Below are 20403 nucleotides of genomic sequence, written 5' to 3' on the forward strand. Positions count from 1 at the left end.
ATTTTTTCAATTTTCTTGGCGATGTATTAGGGAAAAATGGTTAATGAATAACCAATGAATAATTACAAAATTATCGAATGTTGTAATTTTTACTTAATCACCCTGCAAGAGTTACGAATGTTCTCCCTCCGATAGCTGATTAAAAATTATAACGCATTGAAAAAGTTAGTTTTTACTGTTTGGTATGAAGGTTGCGATAGGTTAGCTACCAATTAAATGGCAATTTTTAAGGAATGATTATGACTACCGCAACTTCTAAATCGAACTCAAGCACAGAAACTAATAGCAGTGCAAACTCGAACGCGGCTCAAGTAGAGGCGCCATTCACAGAAAAAGCAACTGAAGCAGCACATCACGCTGTTGATGCACTTTCAACTCGTGCAGCAAGTGCTGAACATAGTGTTCGCCAAGGCGCATCGAGCTCTGCTCAAACGCTATCTGAAAAGCAAGCTGTAGCACGCGCTAAAATTAATGAGTACAGTGGTAAAACTCGTAAGCTTGCATCAGAAAACCCACTTGCAACAGCAGGTATTGCCTTTGCTGCAGGCATGTTAGTAACTGCTCTTATTCGTCGTAAGTAATTGTTATGCAGTCTTCTCAATCTACAGATGAGAAAACGCAAGATGCCACTGAACAGCCGTTAAACGCTGATCAGTGGCAAGATCATCTTGCTAAATTATCTGATTACGGCAAACAGCTATACATTGACTACCGTGAACAAACTGGAACTTGTAAAAAGCTTGCAGCTGCTGAGTGGCGCTTATCAACACGCTCACTCGCCTTAACTATTATCCTACTCGTCTGTTTTGCAGGCGGCTTGGTGCTACTTTGGGCTGGTCTACTTGCTACTGTAGGTATCGCAATATTTAGCTTTAGCCAATCATTGTGGTTAGCCGCTATTTCACTGATTGCATTACAACTGCTATGCCTTGCATGGCTTTGGAAAAATATTGGTTATGTAAGTAGTAAGATAGGCTTTGATCACACGCTAAAAAGCGTTCGCCAATTATTTAATATTAATAAGGATGAATGATGTTAATTGATTATTTTATTAATAAACCACAGCACAGAGTGACTGAACTAAGCCAACAAATGGATCTACAAGATGAGCTTAAACGTCAACACCATCAAGCATTCAAATACCGTTTAAAACGCTTTGCAGTAAGTAAAGTAGGTATTGCCAGTGCCTTCACTGCGGGAATGGGCTACGAAGCACTTAATAACTCAGACCACAAAGATGGTAAATTGAAACAAGTCAGCCGCTTCAGCTGGTTACTGCGTTTGTTGTGATCTTTATCATGTAATGTTTGCTTTTTACTTCTCTTTGCCACCTATTTTCATTACCTTAAACACAAACGAGCAATTTGTGAGAATGTAAGGTGAAAAAAAGGATTGTATTAACAGGCGGCCCTGGCGGTGGTAAAACAACAGCCATCGATCTATTAAGACGTGAATTTTCTAATCAAATTGTTGTTGTACCGGAGTCTGCGACCATGCTATTCAGCGGTGGTGTAGAACGTGGTGATGCAACTCACCTCATTAAAGCTCACCAACAAGCTATCTTCAGCTTACAAAAACACCTTGAACATATTCAGCGAACCATGCACCCAGATCGTTTAATGCTTTGCGATCGTGGTAGTTTAGATGGGCTTGCCTATTGGCCCGGTGAGCAAGATGAGTTTTTTCAGTGTTTAAACACCAGCCTAGAAATCGAACTTAACCAGTATGATGCAGTGATCTTTTTTGAAACAGCTGCTAAGTCTGGGCAAAGTATTCATTCTAATAACCCTGTTAGAAACGAATCTGATCAGCAAGCCATAATGCTTGATGACAAACTGCAAGCTGTTTGGTCACAGCACCCTAACTTTAATTTAGTGAAAAGTTCAGAGTCATTTATTCAAAAGGTGATGTTTGGCATCGACACTATCCGCAAGGTCATGGATAGTTATAACTAACAGCTTAATCAGTCATTAAACTGTTAGTTATCAGAGTCTATTAACCACGATTATGTGGTCGAGCGTAGTCTATATCAGGCCCTTTTGGCACAACTTGAGTTGGGTTGATCATGGTGTGGCTAAAATAGTAATGACGTTTTATATGATAAAAATCAACGGTCTTACTTACACCTTCAATTTGATATAACTCACGTAAATAGTTGCTGATCGCCGGATAGCTCTCAATAGTACGCAAATTACATTTAAAGTGGCCCACATAAACACTGTCGAAGCGAATTAAAGTGGTAAATAACCGCCAGTCGGCCTCAGTCAATGTATCACCCACTAAATAACGATTAGCTGTTAAGCGTTGCTCAATCTTATCTAGAGCAGCAAAGAGATCATCAAAGGCTTCCGTGTAAGCTTCTTGCGTTGTCGCAAAGCCTGCACGATACACCCCATTATTAATGTTGTGATAAACAAACTCATTAACTTCATCAATTTCAGAACGTAACGATTGCGGATAAAAGTCGCGTTCATTACCTGTTAGGGCATTAAACGCGCTATTAAACATTCTGATAATTTCAGCTGATTCGTTGCTAACAATACGCTGCGTTTTTTTATCCCAAAGCACGGGAACCGTAACACGACCTGAATAATCGGCTTTGTTACGCGTATAAATTTGATGCATAAATTCGCTATCGAAAAGTGCATCACCGGTGCTGTGATTGTCTTTATCAAAGGTCCAGCCATGCTCTAGCATGTCAGGACTTACAACCGACACACTGATATAATCTTCAAGGCCTTTTAAATGGCGAAAAATCAAAGTGCGATGAGCCCAAGGGCAAGCTAAAGAGACATAAAGATGGTAACGATCTTTCTCAGCTTTAAAGCCCCCATCACCACTTTGCCCTGCACTGCCATCTTCGGTAACCCAGTTACGTAACTGGGCTGCCTCACGTTTGAACTCACCTTGATTGTTATCGGTGTCGTACCATTTATCTTGCCATTGGCCATTTACTAGTAATCCCACAATAACCTCCTATAGTGTGCCAAATTTACCTAGCTGATAGTCACGTACTGCTTGCTGTAACTCAGCTTGGGTTGTCATTACAAACGGGCCCATATGAGCGATTGGTTGCTTAAGCGGCTCACCGGCTAGGATCAACGCCCCAGCACCAGTTTGCGAGTTAAACTCAATGTTACTGCCAGGCTCTAAAATCAATAAGCTGCCAGCTTTAACTGGACCGCCCTGTTCAGTATGAATTTCTCCAGTATGGATATAAATCATCACCTTAGTTTGCGCTAATGGTGCATGGTAAAACTGCGTACCAGCCGGTAAAGTCACATCAGCAAGCATACCATCAGCGGCGAGGTCTTGTAGGCTTGATACCTGCTCTTCACCGGCAAATTGCCAACTTCCAGCCAACGCTTTAAGCTCAACACCTTGCTCATTTTGAGTCGTTGGTGCTGGCGCTTCAGTGGTATCTTGATAACGTGGTGCTCTTAGTTTCTCGGCACTTGGCATATTGAGCCAAATCTGAAAACCGTGCATGCCTTCTTTAGCATCTGCTAAAGGCATTTCACTGTGGATCACACCAAAACCGGTACTCATCCACTGCACATCACCAGCACGAATCGCTTTTTTGTTACCCATTTGATCTTGATGCTCAAAGCCACCTTTAATAATATAAGTAAAGGTTTCAATACCACGGTGAGGATGCGCAGGAAAGCCGCCCATAAAATCACTGTGATCATCTGACTTAAGCTCATCGATCATTAAAAAAGGGTCTAAATACTTGCCATCAAAGCCAGGAATACGACTGATGTTTACGCCGTCACCATCTTGTGTGGCATGACTATTTAATTGTTGAATCACTTTCATAACTTTACTCCCGTAAATTGTATGAAATGATTGTAGGCGCTAATTTAACTAACAACCATGAGTAAAATTAGCGCTAATCATTCTATTTTTAAGAATGCTCATTTTGTTGTCTGGTTAATCTATCAGCCACTGTAGCACCCCGCTCTCCAACTTCTTTCTCTGGCCCTATGGTGCTATCTACTAAGGTTTGTTGTTCAGCACTTGCATTAATGGCCGCACCAAAAATGATGATGTATGCGCTGATATAAAGCCACATCAACATGATCACCACACCGCCTAACGAACCATAAGTTTCGTTATAACTCGCAAATTGCGATACATAATATGAAAAACCGATTGATGCGATAATCCACAGCAACGTGGCAAGTATTGAACCTGGTGTGATCCAACGCCATTTTGCAGGCGTTCTATGCGGTGCATAGCGATATAAAAATGCTAATGCGCAATTAAAAATAATGGCTAATAGCGGCCAAGTAATAAGCTGAATCATTAAATCGATAAGCTCAGTTAAGCCAACTAAGTTAAGCACTATCGGTAAAATACCAATGATCAATAACGCCACCAGCGCAACCACAATAGCACCTAGCGAAAATAAAAAGCGCACCACTAATGCCATAAAAAACTGGCGCTTGTTACGCTGATGGTAGGTAATATTACAGGCAGTGATGAGAGCTTGGCAGCCTTTGCTGCTACTCCAAACAGTCAATAATAAAGTACCTATGGCACTTGCACTCAATACCTTTTGCGATTGCTGAGTGATACCACTAACCTGTAGCAAAATGATGTCACGGCTACTTTCAGGTAAAATGGCAATCACTTTATCAAGCTGATCATAAATATCTGTTGGCGAGGCAAAATATGCATACACAGAGACAATAGCCGCCAGCGCAGGGAAAATAGCCAACAAGGCATAAAATGCCACACCCGCCGCCACAAAAGATAAATTGTCTTGTGATAGGTTGTGATAAACCCGCTTGCAGATATCCCACCAGCCTCGCATTGGGATCTCCATCGGTGAGCGAGCTTGGTAACCTCGATTATCCTTACTCATAAACGACCTAAAAAATTGCCTTTAACACTCTCAAACTGCAAACAACTTGCCAGTAATAATGGCGTCTGAATTGCATTAAGCTAAGCTTATAAAAACAGTATAAAGGTCCATGGAGCGGTGCGATGAATTATTATTTACTTATTAAAAATCAATTGGCTAGTTTGTTCAGCCCCACCATTTGGGTAACATCGCAAGCAATCCCTGAGAGCTTATCTTGGGAAGACTTAAACTCTCAAATTACGCAGTTTTTACATACTACATGGCAAATGTTACCTGCACTGACACTCGGTATTGTAGCCATCATTGTTTGCTACTTATTAGCCCGCCCTTTGTCGTATTTATTAATCAAACCGCTTGGTTTTGTCAGTGAAAGTAAACTTTTGCATGTGGTGACTAGGCGCTTTTTTAGCATCATTATCATCTTGTTTGGCGTGTACTTATTTTTGCGTCTTGCAGGGCTCACCAGTTTTGCTGTGGCGATTATGAGTGGGACTGGTTTAGTTGGGCTTATTTTAGGTTTTGCTTTTCGCGATATCGCCGAAAACTTTATTTCAAGTATGCTGCTTAGTGTGCAGCGCCCTTTTCGTATTGACGATGTTATCGAAGTTGATGGTCGTTTAGGGGTAGTTAAAAAAGTTACGGCTCGCGCCACCACCTTGGTTGATTTTGATGGCAATCACATTCAAATCCCTAATGCGACCGTATATAAAAACGTCATTAAAAACCTCACTGCGAACCCAAAAATGCGGGGTCACTTTAATGTTGGCATTGGCTACGATAATGACATTCGCTATGCCCAACAATTAGCAATGAAGGTGGTTAATCAACACCCTGCTGTTATTAATGATCCGCCAAGCCAAGTGTTAATTGATTCATTAGGCTCAGCGACTCTTAATCTAACCATTTATTTTTGGGTCAATAGTAACGAACACAGTACTATCAAAGTGGCATCACAATTAATGCGAGAGCTGGTCAATACCTATTTAGCAGAGCAAATAAGCATGCCTGATGATGCTCGCGAGCGAATTATTTTAAATAGCGAAAACGATAATGAGCAGCCAAACAATAATGTAAACGCAGAGCCTAAAACGGCAAAATCACTCGACGACCACAGCCTTGATGACGTTAGCAGTGATGCCGATGATATTCGCGAACAAGCGGATCAATCTCGCGATCCAGAACAAGGTAGCAATATAATTTAAAATACTTATGGGCTAGGCTTCATCATTAGGTTTATCTTGCATAGCGCGTTTAAACCCTTTGACTGACGTCCCTAAATCTCCACCTATTCGGGATAACTTTTTTGTGCCAAATAACAGCACCACAATTGCAGCAATAATGGCTAATTGCCAAACACTAATTCCTGCCATAACAACCTCATTTTAAAATAAAAGCGCCCTTACAGGCGCTTGTTCAACACTAACACTAGGAATACTAAAATTATACCAATCCGCAATAATACTTAGTCATTTTGAGGGATTAAACCTGTCGCTACCCGCGTTAAAAATTTCTGATTTACGACTGCATGGATGCAGAAGGTAGAGCAATGCAGGAGCAATTGCCGAGCACAACTAAATAACGAAATTTTTGCCTTGTTATCAACGAGGTTTTCTTGCCTCAAAATAGACCACTTAATTAAGCGAATTGGTATTAAAAACTAGCGCGAACACCCAAGGCAACTTGAGTACCAAAGCGCTCAAGGTAACTCACTTGGTCAGTACGCTTGGTGTAACCCCAATAACGTTCATTAGTTAAGTTCGTTGCTTCGGCAAACACTGTGAATTGGTCACTGATGTTATAGCTCATGCTGGCATCTAACTGACCATAATCAGAGATCCAATATGGACCACCCCATGCGTCAGGATCCGACAAGAACTTGCTACGCCAGTTATACGCTAAACGTGCTTGGAAACCATATTGCTCATAGTAAACCACGGCGTTATATGAGTTCTTCGACATGCCTCTAAATGGCAAACCTGATTCTTTTAGCTCTGGCTCATCGTAACTACTGTCAACATAGGTGTAGTTAAGCTGAAAGCCTAAGCCATTGAACGGTTCGGGGAGTAAGTTTTCTAGCGACTGCTGATAAGCAAACTCAGCCCCTTTAATAGTTGCACCATATTCACTCTTACCTGGGTAAGATGCAAAGTAACGCACACCTTCGATTTCAACTGGGCTTTCGACGTAATCGATAAATGATTTCAGGTCTTTTACAAACACCCCGCCACTTAACGAGCTACTGTCTTCAAAGTACCACTCTAAAGTCATATCTGCTTGATTAGCTTCTTCAGGTGTTAACGACGAATCACCCATAGAAAGTTGCGGTAAGCCTTCACGATATGTATCAAAGTTTGGCGCAAGCCACGGACGTAAGTAGCTTAAAGATGGGCGGCTAATCACTTGTGCCGCAGAGAAGCGGTAAATTAAATCATCGGTAATACTAAGCTTAAAGTTCATGCTTGGTAAAATGTTGCTGTAATCCCCTTTAAATGATTGCTCAACTGTTTCGCGCCAACCATTTTCAAGTGGTTTACCATCCTCTTGTAAGTCAATTAACGATAGATCATAAACCGACCCTTTAGAGCTCACTTCAGTTTGCGAGCCGCGAATACCAACGTTTAACATATACGGCATATTTGCAAGAGTGCTCTCGAGCGTCACTTGCGCATACGCAGTTAGAACTTCTTCGGTTACCTCATAAGTGCCCGAGGAATTAAGCGATGCAACAATGCTCTTATCGGTTGCTTCAGCATTAATTGAGCGATAATAAGCAAGTAACTTATCGTAATCGAAACTCGGCCATGGCTCTGGTGTAATGCTACTTTCGCCCTCTAAAAAGTTATCGAAATTTGCCTCAACAAACACATCACTTGGGATTTCAAAGAGGTTAAAATCACCAACATTGACCACGGTGCTGTCATCAAATTCATAGCCATCGCGCTCTAAATACTGACCACCATTACTGAATTGGCTGGCATTTTTTGATGCATATTCAAGCTGACTTTTAGTTTGTTCAAGGTAGGTTAAACCAAAATCAACACGGGTCACTAAATCACTTTCAGGCACAAACGTACCGGTAAACTTAAAGTCATTAACCGTGTCTTCAACCCCAGTACCTGTATTACGGCTATAGTGTGCACCGTAAGATTGATCCGCAGTTAAGCCCGGCGATAAGGTCACATCTGGCAACATATTACCTGTGGTGTAATCAATCCCAATCGAGTCAATAAAACCACGCGCAACAATAAAGCGGTTATCACCGCCGTTTTCGTTTTTCGCTTTTGAATGGGCAACATCTACAGCCAGTGTTAGGCCATCCATTGGATACCATTTGGCATTAAGGGCAAACTGATAAGTATCGGTTTTACGTGGGTTGGTTAAGTTGAGTAGCTCCACCATGGTGTTACCGGTTTGCGTCATAGACACTACACGACCTGAGTCATCAAATTCTGCATCAGTAAACACTGGCGTGCCTGGCGTCCAGCTTTCATCATAGTTAACAAAACCAATTTGATAGCGATGACCATCGGTGTTGTAACGTGAATAAAGAGCATCAAAGTTAATGTCTAGGGTATCTGTTGGGCGCCATTGCATTGCTAACGTCGCACCGACGCGTTCACGCACATCCTGCGCGTTGGCAAAATACATGTAACTCGGGATTTTTGAGGCAAATATTTCACTTTGCCCATCAATTTCTCCGTTGCCGTTCATGTCGACTGGCACACCAGCGCTGTCTGCCCCCCAACCTTCTTCTTCGTCAAAAAAGCCGCTTGCCGAGTATGTGTCTGCACGTAAGGTTTTCTTAGAATACGCACCCGAGAAAAGCACACCAAAAGTATCATCATTAAAGTTGTCACCGATGATGAATGAAGCATGCGGGTGTACATCGCCTGTTCGAGATTCATAAATCCCTTTTGCTGAAGCGCTCAAGGTAAAGCCATCTTGGTCTAGTGGTTTACGCGTTTCGATATCAACAACTGCACCAATGCCCCCTTCAATTAACCGTGCTTCTGGCGACTTATACACCTGAAGCGCACCCACTAACTCTGAAGCAATGGTGTCAAAGTTAAAGTCGCGGCCTGAGTTTTCAGAAGCCAGTTTACGACCATTCAACGTGGTAATGTTGTAGCCGCCACCTAAACCACGGACTAAAATATTTTGCCCCTCACCGCCATTACGAGTAATGGTGATGCCCGGAATACGCTGCAATGCTTCCGCTAAGTTTTCATCGGGGAACTTACCGATGTCATCAGCGACAACGACATCAACAACCGTCGTTGCTTCTTTCTTTCGAAAGTTTGATTCTTTAATACTGCTACGGATCCCTGTAACTTCAATAACCTCAACATCCTCTTCGGCCCTACTGTCGTTTTCTTGTTGTTGGGCCGTTGCAGCGAAACTGACTGATGAGGCCAGAATCGAGCTTATCAGCACGCTCAAATATGTTTTTCTAGTTGTTGTTGCCATGATGATTTCCTGTTTTTAAATGTTCAGATTTTTTCACCATAAAAATGGTAATGAGTAAGGCCTTATATTTAATCTATAACAAAATGAAACAATCTAGCAACAATAAATCACCTTGTGAAACTTTCGATAGTTACGAAATTTGTTTTGCATATGAAAAAAATGGCTTCGAATGCCTTTAAATATGGGACTTTAATTTCGAAAGTTACGATAATGATTTTTTTTAAAAGATTTTCTTTCGGCGGGCTGGTACGATTTATTTTGGATAATAAAAAAGGCGGCAAAAGCCACCTTTCATTAATCCTATTTAACTAGAGAGTTAAACAGTAATCACCTCAATACCTAAGCTCGTTAATGATTCAACAAACTCTGCTGGCATATTTTTGTCGGTGACCAGCACATCGATTGATTTAAGCGGCAATACATTATACAAAGCACGCTTACCAAATTTACTTGAATCTGTGACTGCAATGACTTTATCTGCGCGGGTGCACATGGTGCGATTCAGCATTGCCTCGGGCTCATAATGGGTGGTGATCCCTGCTTCTGAGTCGATACCATCAACCCCTAAAATAACCTTTTTAAAGTTATATTTACTAAGTGCTTGCTCGACTTCATTTGAGTAAAAAGACATTGATTTCTTTCGTAATTGCCCACCCAGCATAAACACATTTGCATCTTCAATATCAGCCAGTACATGGGCAATATTAAGGCCGTTTGTCATCACAGTAAGGCCCTGCTTATTGGTTAATGCTTTGGCAACTTCTTCTGTGGTGGTGCCAGAATCAATAATCAATGAATCGCCATCATCAACCAAACTTGCCACAGCTTTCGCTAATAACACTTTCACAGCATAGTTTTCGTTATGCTTATCTTTTACCGAAAGCTCTTTAGCCAATTTATCGCAGGCAATTGCCCCACCACGTGAACGGACAACTAAGCCACGCTTACCGAGCTCGTTAAGATCATGGCGAATGCTAACCTCCGAAATATCAAAGGTCTTTGCAAGATCTTTAACATTTACTTTGCCATTTTCCTCAGTCATCAGGACGATTTTTTGTCTTCTTTCTATTGTGGTTAGCATAGCTGGCCTGTTGTTTTAATAGCTGCTTTCAAATTTGTAGTTCAATATTACACAATTTACAGTTTCAAAGCCAAATTTAGTTTCGAAATAAAATAAAACTTTCAAAACTTACGAATTTTGTTTTATGATTATTTCACAACAAACTTCTTTGGTGACAAAAATGACAACACAAAGCTCACTGTTAGAGCAAACAGAACACACCAATCGCACGCAATTACTGCCTATGATGATCATAGGTGGCTTGTTTTTCTTATTTGGTTTTATAACTTGGCTCAACGGCTCCTTGATCCCATTTTTACAAATGGTCTGCGATCTCAACCATATTGAAGCTTACATGGTGACACTGGTGTTTTATATCGCCTATACCGTGATGGCACTGCCAAGCGCTAAGATTTTGCAAATATTCAGTTATAAACATGGAATGTCGTTTGGTTTAGGCACCATGGCATTGGGTGCACTGTTGTTTATTCCTGCGGCACAAATTCAAGCGTATTGGTTATTTTTGGTTGCCTTATTTACGTTAGGTAGCGGCCTCACCTTATTACAAACCGCTGCGAATCCTTACATCGTGCTAATAGGCTCTAAAGACACGGCAGCCGTGCGCATTAGCATTATGGGTATTCTCAATAAGAGTGCAGGTGTGGTTGCTCCATTGCTCTTCTCAGCGATTGTATTTAGCGACATTGCCAGCTTTAGTCCAGAGGCTTTGGCCCAATTAAACAGCATTCAAAAGCAATTACAGTTACAAGAACTGGCTAATCGTTTAATTACTCCTTACTTTGTAATGGCAATCGCATTAGTGATATTAGCCGCGTTAATCATGCTGGCTCCGCTACCTGATATTGAGCAACCAAAAGCCAGTAATAACAGCGAGAGCAAATCAGTCCTGCAATTTCCACACTTAGTTTTAGGGGTGATAGCCCTATTCTTTTACATAGGTGCAGAAGTTATTGCCGGCGACACTATTGGCCTTTACGGCAAAGAACAAGGGGTATTGCAGTTCGCAGAGCTCACCTCTTACACCATGGGCTTTATGGTGCTAGGTTATATTTTAGGTATCGTGTTAATTCCTCGCTTTTTTAGTCAGCAACAGGCGCTGATATTTTCTGCGTTAAGTGGTTGTGTGTTTTCACTTGGTATCATTTTGATTGAACCGCAACAAACTGCGATTGCAAACGTAGTGCTCTTTTGGCTTGCTGATAACAGTTTTCCAGATACCGTGTTATTTGTTGCATTACTTGGCTTATCGAATGCGCTGGTATGGCCGACCATTTGGCCAATGGCCCTTGCAAATCTTGGCGATAAAACCCAAACCGGCGCGGCATTACTGATTATGGGGATTTCAGGTGGCGCGCTATTGCCTTTGGTATACGGTGTATTTGCAGAATATACGGGCAATGCACAACAAGCTTACTATCTGTTGATCCCTTGCTATGCGTTTATTCTTTATTACGCACTGATTGGTCACAAACTAACAAGTTGGCGTAAGTAACGACATGAGCAGGCTTAGTTGTTTTACTATTTAACTAGCCTGCAATTTTTCTGATGTGAAATAGCCCAGTAGCAAAAGTTCACGCAGGGTAAAAATACACTTATATATTAAGTACTCGTCACGCTTATCAGGGCTCACTTCTGAAATAGGTAAGGCTTGCTGCGCTATTATGCGCTGTTGCTGCTGCAAAGAGATAGAAAATAAACCTGTGAGTTTATCTGCTAATTGCGACGATGAAAGAGCACCTTCTGCAATCAACTCTGCGCCTTTTAAGCATGCCGCACGTTCAGTCGTAGTTAGTGTATTTGCTAGCATTAAATCTGTGAAAGCAACTAAATTAAAATACAGTTGCTCATTTGGCTCTAGCTCTAAAATAACCGCCTGCATTTGCGTGACCACATCCCGATGAGCCGCTGTTTTAAGCACCTCAAAATGATTGTCATCCACTTTATCAAATAGCTGAGTCGCAGCCACTGGCGTAATAGCCGCACCGAATAATGCTGCTAAACATTTAATCGCATTTCGCCTTTGTAGATCAGCCATTGAACACCCCATTTTGATAATGTCGTGCAGCATGATCGGCGGCTCTTGCAGTAAATGCCATATAGGTTAACGAAGGGTTCTGATAACCCGACGAGCACATAAACGAGCCGTCAGTGACATAGACGTTACGCACACTATGAATTTGGTTGTAACGATTAAGCACTGAGGTTGTAGCATCATGTCCCATGCGCGCAGTTCCCATTTCGTGGATGGCCTGCCCCGGGGCTGAGCCTTTATCGTACGCTTGCACATTTTGATAACCAGCTTTGCTTAGCATCTCGACGGCTTGCGCTTTCATATCCTCGCGCATGCGCTGCTCGTTTTCAGCAAATTGGCAATCGAAATTAACTAAAGGTAATCCCCATTGATCTTTTAATACCGGATCTAAGCTCATTTTATTACGATGATAAGGCAGGCATTCACCAAAACCTATCAATGCAACTTGCCAAGGCCCAGGCTTGGCAAGCTCTTCTCGAAAAGCCTTACCAAAGCTAAGTTCTTTAAAGCCCCGTCGCCAATCTTTGCGTGTTGCGTATCCTTGATAGCCATAGCCGCGAATAAAGCTATGCTGCTCGTTATCATCAAGGTTTCGAAAACGCGGGATATGAAAGCCAACGGGTCTGTCGCCATCATTAAAGTCATCAGCAAAGCCCCTAGGCTCGCCAGTTGCGCCAACCCTAAAATGGTGATCCATAAGGTTATGACCAAGCTCTCCACTATCGTTCCCTAAGCCATTAGGAAAACGTGCAGAGGTTGAATTTAATAACAAGGCTGTTGTGGCTACCGTTGATGCACAGCAAAAAATGATGTTCGCCCGTTCGATACGCTCTTTTTTAGATTCAGCATCAATTACTTTCACACCTGTGGCTTGCCCGCTATCTGGATTGTAAATAATCTCTTTGGCAATGGAGTGAGTCTGAATAGTGAGTCGCCCAGTACGCATCGCTGCAGGTAAGGTAGAGGCTAAACTACTAAAATAACTACCAGTTGGACAACCTCGCATACAGCGGTTGCGCTTGCTGCATGGTGCACGACCTTGCTCAGGCTTTGCCTTGGTTAAATGGGCTACTCGACCGATGGTGAGGTGACGATTAGTGTAGTGAGTTAATAAACTTTGTTTAAGCTGCTGCTCTACGGCATTAAGCGCAAAAGGAGGTAAGTAAGGTCCATCTGGTAGCTGAGGTAAGTTCAGTGCTTCGCCAATAACCCCGATGTAGGCTTCGACTTTATCGTACCAAGGCGCTATATCTTTGTAGCGCACTGGCCAATCAACGCCGTAACCATCTTGTTTGTTGGCTGCAAAATCTATATCACTGAGCCGTAAGCATTGCCGTCCCCAAGTTAATGAGCGCCCACCCAGGTGATATCCTCGAATCCAATCAAAACGTTGCGATTCTAGATAAGGGTGCTGCAAATCATTCACAAACCAGTGTTTTATTGATTGCTTAGTGGCATAGCCAGTGCGTGCTTGTTTAGCTTGATTCTGTTTTTCTAGTAGGCTGGGCCTGTCGCGAAATGGCAGTTGCCAATCATCTTTAAAGGCAGTTATATAGTCTGTACCGTGCACAACCTGCCTGCCACGTTCCAGTAACAGTACATTGAGCCCTTTTTCGGTTAGTTCTTTAGCAGCCCAGCCGCCAGTAATGCCACTGCCAATAACAATGGCATCGAATACTTTTGCCTGCATTCTCACTTAACTTTTAATAGATTTGCTTACCCGCACAGATCGTTGCTTGCACAGAGAAGTCTTTATCGAGCAGGGCAAAATTAGCCTGTTTACCTACCGCAATACTGCCTATTTGCTCCGCTTTATTTAAAAACTCAGCGGGTACTAAACTGGCCATGTTAGTTGCTTCAACTAGGCTTGCGTCGGTTAGGTTATAAAAACGTTCAACGCCAACTTCCATGGTTAATGTACTGCCTGCTAAAGAGCCGCTCTCAGTTCGCGCAACACCTTGCTCAACCACAATAGGAAGCTCACCTAAACGGTAGCGACCATCTTGTAAGCCTCCGGCGCTTACACAGTCTGTGATCAGAGCAATTTTATCTGCCCCTTTTAAACGGTAAACCATGTTCATGATGCTAGGGTGCAAATGAATACCATCAGGAATAAGCTCAACCATGGCATCGTTGTCCATCAATAATGCGCCAGTACACCCAGGGTCACGATGATGAATACCGCGCATACCATTAAAAATATGCACACCACCGCAGGCACCATGAGCAAGAGCTTGTGTTGTTTGCTCAAAATTAGCATCTGTATGACCGAGCATCACACGCACACCTTTATCGGTGATATAGCGGATCATATCGGGGGATTTAAGTAGTTCTGGCGCTAACGCAAATGAGCTTAAGCAACCTTCACATGCAGCATAAATTTCATCAAATCGCTGTTTAGTAAGCTCTAAAAAAAATGACTCGTTATGCGCGCCCTTATGTGCTTCGGCAAAGAATAAACCTTCGTTATAAGCCCCTAGCAACTGCGCCCCAGCCAAGCCTTTTTGATAGGCACTCGCCATATTTTTATAAGCTTGAATTGAGACGTCCCAGTCTGCGGTCACCGTTGTGCCAACAAAACCCGTTACGCCGTGCTTTGCTAAAGAACGAGAAATAGTCTCTAGTGATTCTGGCGTACCGTCCATAATATCGCAGCCTTCACGGCCATGAATATGTAAATCGATAAAGCCCGGAAATAAACTGTGCTCACCTAAATCTATTACCTCGATCTCAGGCGCTATTTGCGTGGTAATGGCAGTAATTTTACCTTGCTCGACCAAGACCACATGATCGAGTAAAACCGCATCAGCAGTCACCACTTTTGCAGCTTTTAAGTAATAGCGATTAAGATGCGTTGGAATTAGCATGAACACTTCCTATTATTGCAGCGCCTCTTACGCCGCTAGAATCACCAAATTTTGCACGCTTCACTTCTGGCACGGCAAAACCTGAAAATAAATGAGTTTGAATCGCGTCAGGGAGTTTTTCTACTATTGCATCAATGAGCGACAACCCGCCCCCAAGCACGATAACTTCTGGGTGCAAACTTTTACTAATAGCAGCAAAGGTTTCGCCAAGAATATCTAAGTAACAAGCTAGCACCTTTAAGGCTTTCTCATCACCACGTTTGATATCGTTTGCCCATTCAATCGCAGATTTAGGAGATTGCGTAATATGCTGGTACAAGGTTTGTACACCGGGCCCTGCAATATAACTTTCGACACAGCCATTTAAACCACAACCGCACTTTAAAACTGGCAGCTGGTATTTTTGCTGCAAATATGCTGAAAGTGGTAAATGGCCGTACTCCCCTGACATGCCCAAACCTTGGTTAAACAAGGTTCCATCAATACACATACCGCCCGCCGCACCAGTGCCAACAATGGCACCGAATACTCGGCTATAACCTTCACCAGCTCCGCCATTTGCTTCTGATAAAGCGAAACATCGGGTGTCATTTAATATCGCAACAGGGCGTTTTAATAATGCTTGAAGATCGTTGGCAATCACTTTGCCTGTGGCACACGGCACATTAGCCGACAGCACTTTACCTTCATCATTAACGATACCTGGCATACCGATGCCCACCGCACCTTGGCAACCTGTCAGTTCATCGGCTTTAATTACCTGCTGATAAATTGCGTGCAAAAATTGCTGATAGTCATCAGTTGGCGTAGTAATACGCCAACTTTGCTGTTGCTCTAAATTATCATTAAAAATGGCGGTCTCTATTTTTGTACCACCAATATCGAGTCCGTAAACAGCCATACTTTACCCAACACTACTTAGCGAGAAGTTAATGGGTAAATAGTTACCCCTTTTACAACACGGTTAACTTCGCCCGTAGGACAAGGGTTATCAGGTGTTAAACCGAGTGACATTGATTTATAAAATGCAAAAATCTGACAATAGACAATATAATACAGACCTTGCCAAACATCATCTAGCTCGACCAGTTCAGTATTTAACGCCAGCTTTTTAACCGCAAAACACTGTTGGTCATTTAGTAGTTCATTATATAAATCAGTATCATACAAACTACTATAAAAATCACTTGAGGCCATTAACATCACTGCGGTTTTATCATTAATAATGGTTTTAGGACCATGACGAAAACCAAGTGGGGTTTCAAAGTAGCTTATTAAATCACCATTGGTCAGCTCTAAGCACTTTAAGGCCGCTTCTTTCGCATAGCCAAGTAATGAGCCTGCTCCTAAAAACACCAAACGTTCAATATCTGTTTGCGCAAAGCCTTTGATCTCTTCAAGTTGCGTGTCGAGCAGCTGCTGTGTCTGCGTGGCAACTTGTGCAAGCTGGTTAACATCAGGAGTAAAAATACATAAGGTTGAAAGCAGCATCGAAGTGAAACTACTGGTCATAGCAAAGCTTTCATCTAGGGTTTCTTTTGGCATAAGTACACTAAAACTATTTTTTTTAGCTGCCGCTCTTTTCACTAATTCACCATTTTCATTACAGGTAATAACTAAATGAAAGCACTTTTCAACAACTTGCTCTGCGATATCGACCGCTGCGACACTTTCAGGGCTATTGCCTGAGCGCGCATAAGAAATAAGTAAAGTGGGTGTGCCCTTCTTTAAAAAACCATGTGGGTTAGACACAATGTCTGTAGTACTAACTGCGCGCACATTTAAATCCGTTTTAGCTGTTAAGTATGGTGCTAATGCCTCGCCAACATAGGCTGATGTGCCAGCCCCCGTTAATACGATTTGCAGTCCTTTTATTGCCAAAATTGGCGCTAAAAATGCGCTTATTTCTGCTCGATGCGTTTCAATAATAGCCGCTGTATTGCACCATGACTCTGGCTGCTGAGAGATTTCTCTTGCTGTCCAATATGCGTTTTGCTGCTTAAGCTCTGCTTCGTTTAAAGATAAATACTGCGTCATAATTAATTCTCTCTCAACACCACTTATTGATTACAAGCACGCGAATAGGTATTCGTTACTTCCATTATTTTATTGAGTACTAACTCACGAGGTGATGAGTTAATTTGGCCATTGATCAATGCCTTGTATTGCGCTGGCATAAACTGACTAAGCAAGGTCTGTGGGATAATTTGCCCTTCTAAGTTTTCAAACAGTGTTTCTACAGTTTGTTTTATTTCATCCTCAGGCCAGTAATAACGAATACGGTCGCTATAACTATAAGCTCTAAACAGCTTAGCTTCAGCACCTTGTGTTGGGTAAAACTTATTCCAGTAATGTGGCTTTTCTAGCATGATGCGCTCACATACATCACGTAAATTAGAGCGCTTAGCCGCTTCGACTAATTGATCTTCAATATAAGATAATGCAAACAACCCTTCGCGTAGTGCATAGGTAAGCTGAGGACCCACTTTTAATATGGCAAAGTGATCTTGTACCAGTTCGTGGTAGCAATGATCTGGCTGATAGTCGGTAGAGTGAGCCTCATAAACAAGGTTATCGACAGTGGTGATAAACTCTTTTAGTTTTTGAGCTTCATTACGTTGATAATCAAAAATTTGATGGTTATCAAACTCAACTCCTGGCTGCACAACAACAGCAATAACGCGTGACCAGACATCGCTTATATTTAAGTTCGCAAATGCAGCCTGATGTAATTCGATTGTTTGCTGCACTCCCTCAACATGAGATACCTCAATAATTTCATGTTCTTCTGTAGCGCCACCCGGAGGAGGAACCTCAGTACCGACCACATAAAGAATATCGTTATCTTTTGCTACCGACTCAGCGGCTTGGCACATCAATGCGGCACGCTTGGCAATTTCGGCATCAGCTAAACGTTCTCCATCGTCAGCGCATGGCATACTGGCATCTAAATGAATTTTCTTAAAACCAGCGCTTGCATAGGCTTTTACTAGGTCAACAGCTTTTACCATTGCAACCTCTGCAGGCTCATTTACCCAACACACTGGCCCTAAATGATCACCCCCCAAAATAACGCGCTGGGTATCTAACCCTACTTTTTCGGCTATTGTATGAACAAACTCAACGAAGTCATGGGGCTTCATCCCTGTGTAACCACCAAACTGATTAACTTGATTCGCCGTAGCTTCAATTAAAATTTCTGTGTCATCATTGAGAGCTTGCAACATTGCTGCTTCGATAACGAGCGGGTGTGCACAACACACAGAATAAATACCCTGCGCTTGCCCTACTCGATTGTTATTTATAATCGTTTTTAATGCATTCATGGTTTTCTCCAAGCAGCTTACGCCTATGGTTAGATACGTGATTTGAAATTACAGTAGCACAGCGCGAAACGCTGCGCAATAAAACGAAAGACAACGAAAGGCGTAAAATAAGTTTAAAACACGCTAACTACACTATTAAATAAGGATTAAAATGATAAAACCCAAGGTTACGAAAGAATTTGAAAGCATTTAATTGTAATTGACTTTGAGTTGCGATATAACAGAAACAACTGAAACCCACTATTAAAATAATCTCAGTGATTTAGGTATCGTTATGACAATAGATAGACGTAGTTTTTTAAAATCTGCCGCAGCCATTACCGCCGCGACAGTCGTGACTGGCTGTGCAAAAAGCCAACAAGGTGATAATCAAAGCACACCGCTTGCAGCACAAGGTAAAAGCGTAATGGGCTTAGCTGTGCCAGCAATGGATGTGGTACGTGTTGGTTTTATTGGGGTTGGTCAACGTGGTAGCGGCCATGTTAAACATCTTTGCCATATTGAAGGTGTTGAAATTAAAGCTATTTGCGATACAGATCAGCTAATGCTAGATAAGTCTGTTAATTATGTTGTTGAAAAAGGCTTACCTAAACCAACTGCTTATACGGGTTCTGATAAAGCCTATTTAGACATGCTTGCTCGCGATGACATCGACATTGTGATCATTTCAACCCCTTGGAAATGGCACACACCGATGAGTGTTGAGACCATGGAAAGTGGTAAGCATGCCTTTGTTGAAGTACCTGCAGCAACCACGATGGAAGAGTGTTGGCAACTAGTAAACACTGCTGAGCGCACGCAAAAAAACTGCATGATGATGGAAAACGTTAACTACGGCCGTGACGAGTTAATGGTTTTAAACATGGTTCGTAAAGGCGTATTTGGTGAGTTACTGCATGGTGAAGCTGCTTATATTCATGACCTGCGTTGGCAAATGAAAGAAATTGACCGCAGCACAGGTTCTTGGCGTACTTACTGGCATACCAAGGTAAACGGTAACTTATACCCAACCCATGGTTTAGGCCCAGTTTCTCAGTATATGAACATCAACCGTGGTGACCGCTTTGATTTTGTTACATCAGTCAGCTCACCTGCACTTGGCCGCGCAGCTTACGCAGAGCGTGAATTTCCTGCGGGCCACGAACGTCGCTCACTGAAATTTACTGCTGGCGACATGAACACCAGCATTATTAAAACAGTGAAAGGTCGTAGCATTATGGTTCAGCACGACACCACAAGCCCTCGTCCGTACAGCCGCCATAACTTAATTCAAGGTACTAATGGCACATTTGCTGGATTCCCTAACCGTATTGCTCTTGAAGATGTGCCACCAGCCATCGCGAAAATTTACCAACAGCAATATGAAGCTGAGCTCGCTGCCTGGGAAAAAGCAGGTTCGCAGGGTCGTAAGCCACATATGCAAAACTTTCATAGCTGGGATCAAGATATGGAAAAGTGGCGTGCTGAATTTGATCACCCACTATGGAAACGCATGGGTGAAGAAGCGGTCAAGAACGGTGGCCACGGCGGTATGGACTTCATTATGCTTTGGCGCATGATCTACTGCTTACGCAATAATGAGCCACTCGATCAAGATGTATACGATGCCGCAGCATGGTCATCAATCTTCCCGCAAAGTATGGCATCAGTTGCAGATAGAAGTAACAGCAAAACGATTCCAGACTTTACCCGTGGCGCTTGGCAAACAGGTAAGCCACTAGGGATTGTGTCTTAGCACTTTCTCTCCTTGGAACACTAAA

General features: G+C 42.5%; 19 protein-coding genes. 7 read left to right on the forward strand and 12 right to left on the reverse strand.

Annotated elements, in window-relative coordinates:
* The first annotated feature begins 239 nt into the window (after positions 1-239).
* The 4 genes from AOG26_RS02455 (at position 240) to AOG26_RS02470 (ending at position 1955) form a co-directional block, all read left to right on the forward strand.
* Positions 240-581, forward strand: a complete 342-nt coding sequence (locus tag AOG26_RS02455; protein WP_054561058.1) for a hypothetical protein — start codon at positions 240-242, stop codon at positions 579-581.
* A 5-nt stretch (positions 582-586) separates the two neighbouring features.
* Positions 587-1033, forward strand: coding sequence for a hypothetical protein (locus tag AOG26_RS02460; RefSeq protein ID WP_054561059.1), 447 nt, complete (start codon positions 587-589; stop codon positions 1031-1033).
* The gene (locus AOG26_RS02465) at positions 1033-1290 is read left to right on the forward strand and encodes a hypothetical protein (RefSeq protein WP_054561060.1); all 258 of its coding nucleotides are present in this window, start codon (positions 1033-1035) and stop codon (positions 1288-1290) included. The genes AOG26_RS02460 and AOG26_RS02465 overlap by 1 nt, the downstream gene beginning before the upstream one ends.
* Before the next feature lie 89 nt (positions 1291-1379).
* The gene (locus AOG26_RS02470; protein WP_054561061.1) at positions 1380-1955 is read left to right on the forward strand and encodes an AAA family ATPase; all 576 of its coding nucleotides are present in this window, start codon (positions 1380-1382) and stop codon (positions 1953-1955) included.
* Positions 1956-1995: 40 nt separating this feature from the next.
* Here AOG26_RS02470 and AOG26_RS02475 read toward each other — a convergent pair whose 3' ends face one another.
* From AOG26_RS02475 to AOG26_RS02485, 3 genes are all read right to left on the reverse strand, one after another.
* Complete coding sequence (locus AOG26_RS02475; protein ID WP_054561062.1) at positions 1996-2967, reverse strand: glutathione S-transferase family protein; 972 nt, start codon at positions 2965-2967, stop codon at positions 1996-1998.
* Between the two features lie 9 nt (positions 2968-2976).
* Positions 2977-3819: a pirin family protein gene (locus tag AOG26_RS02480; RefSeq protein ID WP_054561063.1), complete on the reverse strand. Its 843-nt coding sequence runs from the start codon at positions 3817-3819 to the stop codon at positions 2977-2979.
* An 88-nt stretch (positions 3820-3907) separates the two neighbouring features.
* A complete protein-coding gene (locus AOG26_RS02485) occupies positions 3908-4870 on the reverse strand; it encodes a YihY/virulence factor BrkB family protein (RefSeq protein ID WP_054561064.1) in 963 nt (320 codons plus the stop codon).
* 122 nt (positions 4871-4992) lie between these two features.
* Here AOG26_RS02485 and AOG26_RS02490 point away from each other — a divergent pair, with 122 nt between their 5' ends.
* On the forward strand, positions 4993-6072 hold the full coding sequence (locus tag AOG26_RS02490; RefSeq protein WP_054561065.1) for a mechanosensitive ion channel family protein: 1080 nt from the start codon (positions 4993-4995) through the stop codon (positions 6070-6072).
* Positions 6073-6084: 12 nt separating this feature from the next.
* Here the strand turns inward: AOG26_RS02490 and tatA are convergent, their stop codons facing one another.
* From tatA to agaR, 3 genes are all read right to left on the reverse strand, one after another.
* Positions 6085-6240 (reverse strand): twin-arginine translocase TatA/TatE family subunit, encoded by a 156-nt coding sequence (gene tatA / locus AOG26_RS20425; protein WP_082401550.1) that lies wholly within the window; start codon positions 6238-6240, stop codon positions 6085-6087.
* 280 nt (positions 6241-6520) lie between these two features.
* A complete protein-coding gene (locus AOG26_RS02495) occupies positions 6521-9337 on the reverse strand; it encodes a TonB-dependent receptor (protein ID WP_054561066.1) in 2817 nt (938 codons plus the stop codon).
* A 316-nt stretch (positions 9338-9653) separates the two neighbouring features.
* Complete coding sequence (gene agaR / locus AOG26_RS02500; protein ID WP_054561067.1) at positions 9654-10418, reverse strand: transcriptional repressor AgaR; 765 nt, start codon at positions 10416-10418, stop codon at positions 9654-9656.
* Positions 10419-10578: 160 nt separating this feature from the next.
* Here agaR and AOG26_RS02505 point away from each other — a divergent pair, with 160 nt between their 5' ends.
* On the forward strand, positions 10579-11910 hold the full coding sequence (locus AOG26_RS02505; RefSeq protein ID WP_054561068.1) for a sugar MFS transporter: 1332 nt from the start codon (positions 10579-10581) through the stop codon (positions 11908-11910).
* A 30-nt stretch (positions 11911-11940) separates the two neighbouring features.
* On the opposite strand, the gene AOG26_RS02510 is transcribed toward AOG26_RS02505, so the two are convergent.
* Genes AOG26_RS02510 through AOG26_RS02535 form a run of 6 tightly spaced genes read right to left on the reverse strand, consistent with a single transcriptional unit; the run spans position 11941 to position 18643 of the window.
* Positions 11941-12453, reverse strand: a complete 513-nt coding sequence (locus AOG26_RS02510; protein ID WP_054561069.1) for a hypothetical protein — start codon at positions 12451-12453, stop codon at positions 11941-11943.
* Complete coding sequence (locus tag AOG26_RS02515; protein WP_054561070.1) at positions 12446-14140, reverse strand: GMC oxidoreductase; 1695 nt, start codon at positions 14138-14140, stop codon at positions 12446-12448. The genes AOG26_RS02510 and AOG26_RS02515 overlap by 8 nt, the downstream gene beginning before the upstream one ends.
* Before the next feature lie 13 nt (positions 14141-14153).
* A complete protein-coding gene (gene nagA / locus AOG26_RS02520; protein ID WP_054561071.1) occupies positions 14154-15317 on the reverse strand; it encodes an N-acetylglucosamine-6-phosphate deacetylase in 1164 nt (387 codons plus the stop codon).
* Positions 15295-16218, reverse strand: coding sequence for an ROK family protein (locus tag AOG26_RS02525; RefSeq protein ID WP_054561072.1), 924 nt, complete (start codon positions 16216-16218; stop codon positions 15295-15297). Before AOG26_RS02525 ends, nagA begins: the two co-directional genes overlap by 23 nt.
* A gap of 17 nt (positions 16219-16235) precedes the next feature.
* Entirely contained in the window at positions 16236-17354 is a 1119-nt protein-coding gene (locus tag AOG26_RS02530; protein ID WP_054561073.1) for an SIS domain-containing protein, read from the reverse strand.
* 23 nt (positions 17355-17377) lie between these two features.
* A complete protein-coding gene (locus AOG26_RS02535; RefSeq protein WP_054561074.1) occupies positions 17378-18643 on the reverse strand; it encodes a D-tagatose-bisphosphate aldolase, class II, non-catalytic subunit in 1266 nt (421 codons plus the stop codon).
* 274 nt (positions 18644-18917) lie between these two features.
* Here AOG26_RS02535 and AOG26_RS02540 point away from each other — a divergent pair, with 274 nt between their 5' ends.
* Positions 18918-20378, forward strand: a complete 1461-nt coding sequence (locus AOG26_RS02540) for a Gfo/Idh/MocA family protein (RefSeq protein ID WP_054561075.1) — start codon at positions 18918-18920, stop codon at positions 20376-20378.
* Positions 20379-20403: the final 25 nt, after the last annotated feature.

Origin of the sequence: Pseudoalteromonas sp. UCD-33C (genome assembly GCF_001306895.1) — a bacterium.
GTDB lineage: Bacteria > Pseudomonadota > Gammaproteobacteria > Enterobacterales > Alteromonadaceae > Pseudoalteromonas.

Bases quoted from the DNA above. Each gene is read 5' to 3' on its own strand.
- AOG26_RS02455 (WP_054561058.1), top strand. From the start codon at position 240: ATGACTACCGCAACTTCTAAATCGAACTCAAGCACAGAAACTAATAGC.
- AOG26_RS02460 (WP_054561059.1), top strand. From the start codon at position 587: ATGCAGTCTTCTCAATCTACAGATGAGAAAACGCAAGATGCCACTGAA.
- AOG26_RS02465 (WP_054561060.1), top strand. From the start codon at position 1,033: ATGTTAATTGATTATTTTATTAATAAACCACAGCACAGAGTGACTGAA.
- AOG26_RS02480 (WP_054561063.1), bottom strand. From the start codon at position 3,819: ATGAAAGTGATTCAACAATTAAATAGTCATGCCACACAAGATGGTGAC.
- AOG26_RS02485 (WP_054561064.1), bottom strand. From the start codon at position 4,870: ATGAGTAAGGATAATCGAGGTTACCAAGCTCGCTCACCGATGGAGATC.
- AOG26_RS02490 (WP_054561065.1), top strand. From the start codon at position 4,993: ATGAATTATTATTTACTTATTAAAAATCAATTGGCTAGTTTGTTCAGC.
- tatA (WP_082401550.1), bottom strand. From the start codon at position 6,240: ATGGCAGGAATTAGTGTTTGGCAATTAGCCATTATTGCTGCAATTGTG.
- AOG26_RS02495 (WP_054561066.1), bottom strand. From the start codon at position 9,337: ATGGCAACAACAACTAGAAAAACATATTTGAGCGTGCTGATAAGCTCG.
- agaR (WP_054561067.1), bottom strand. From the start codon at position 10,418: ATGCTAACCACAATAGAAAGAAGACAAAAAATCGTCCTGATGACTGAG.
- AOG26_RS02505 (WP_054561068.1), top strand. From the start codon at position 10,579: ATGACAACACAAAGCTCACTGTTAGAGCAAACAGAACACACCAATCGC.
- AOG26_RS02510 (WP_054561069.1), bottom strand. From the start codon at position 12,453: ATGGCTGATCTACAAAGGCGAAATGCGATTAAATGTTTAGCAGCATTA.
- AOG26_RS02515 (WP_054561070.1), bottom strand. From the start codon at position 14,140: ATGCAGGCAAAAGTATTCGATGCCATTGTTATTGGCAGTGGCATTACT.
- nagA (WP_054561071.1), bottom strand. From the start codon at position 15,317: ATGCTAATTCCAACGCATCTTAATCGCTATTACTTAAAAGCTGCAAAA.
- AOG26_RS02525 (WP_054561072.1), bottom strand. From the start codon at position 16,218: ATGGCTGTTTACGGACTCGATATTGGTGGTACAAAAATAGAGACCGCC.
- AOG26_RS02530 (WP_054561073.1), bottom strand. From the start codon at position 17,354: ATGACGCAGTATTTATCTTTAAACGAAGCAGAGCTTAAGCAGCAAAAC.
- AOG26_RS02535 (WP_054561074.1), bottom strand. From the start codon at position 18,643: ATGAATGCATTAAAAACGATTATAAATAACAATCGAGTAGGGCAAGCG.
- AOG26_RS02540 (WP_054561075.1), top strand. From the start codon at position 18,918: ATGACAATAGATAGACGTAGTTTTTTAAAATCTGCCGCAGCCATTACC.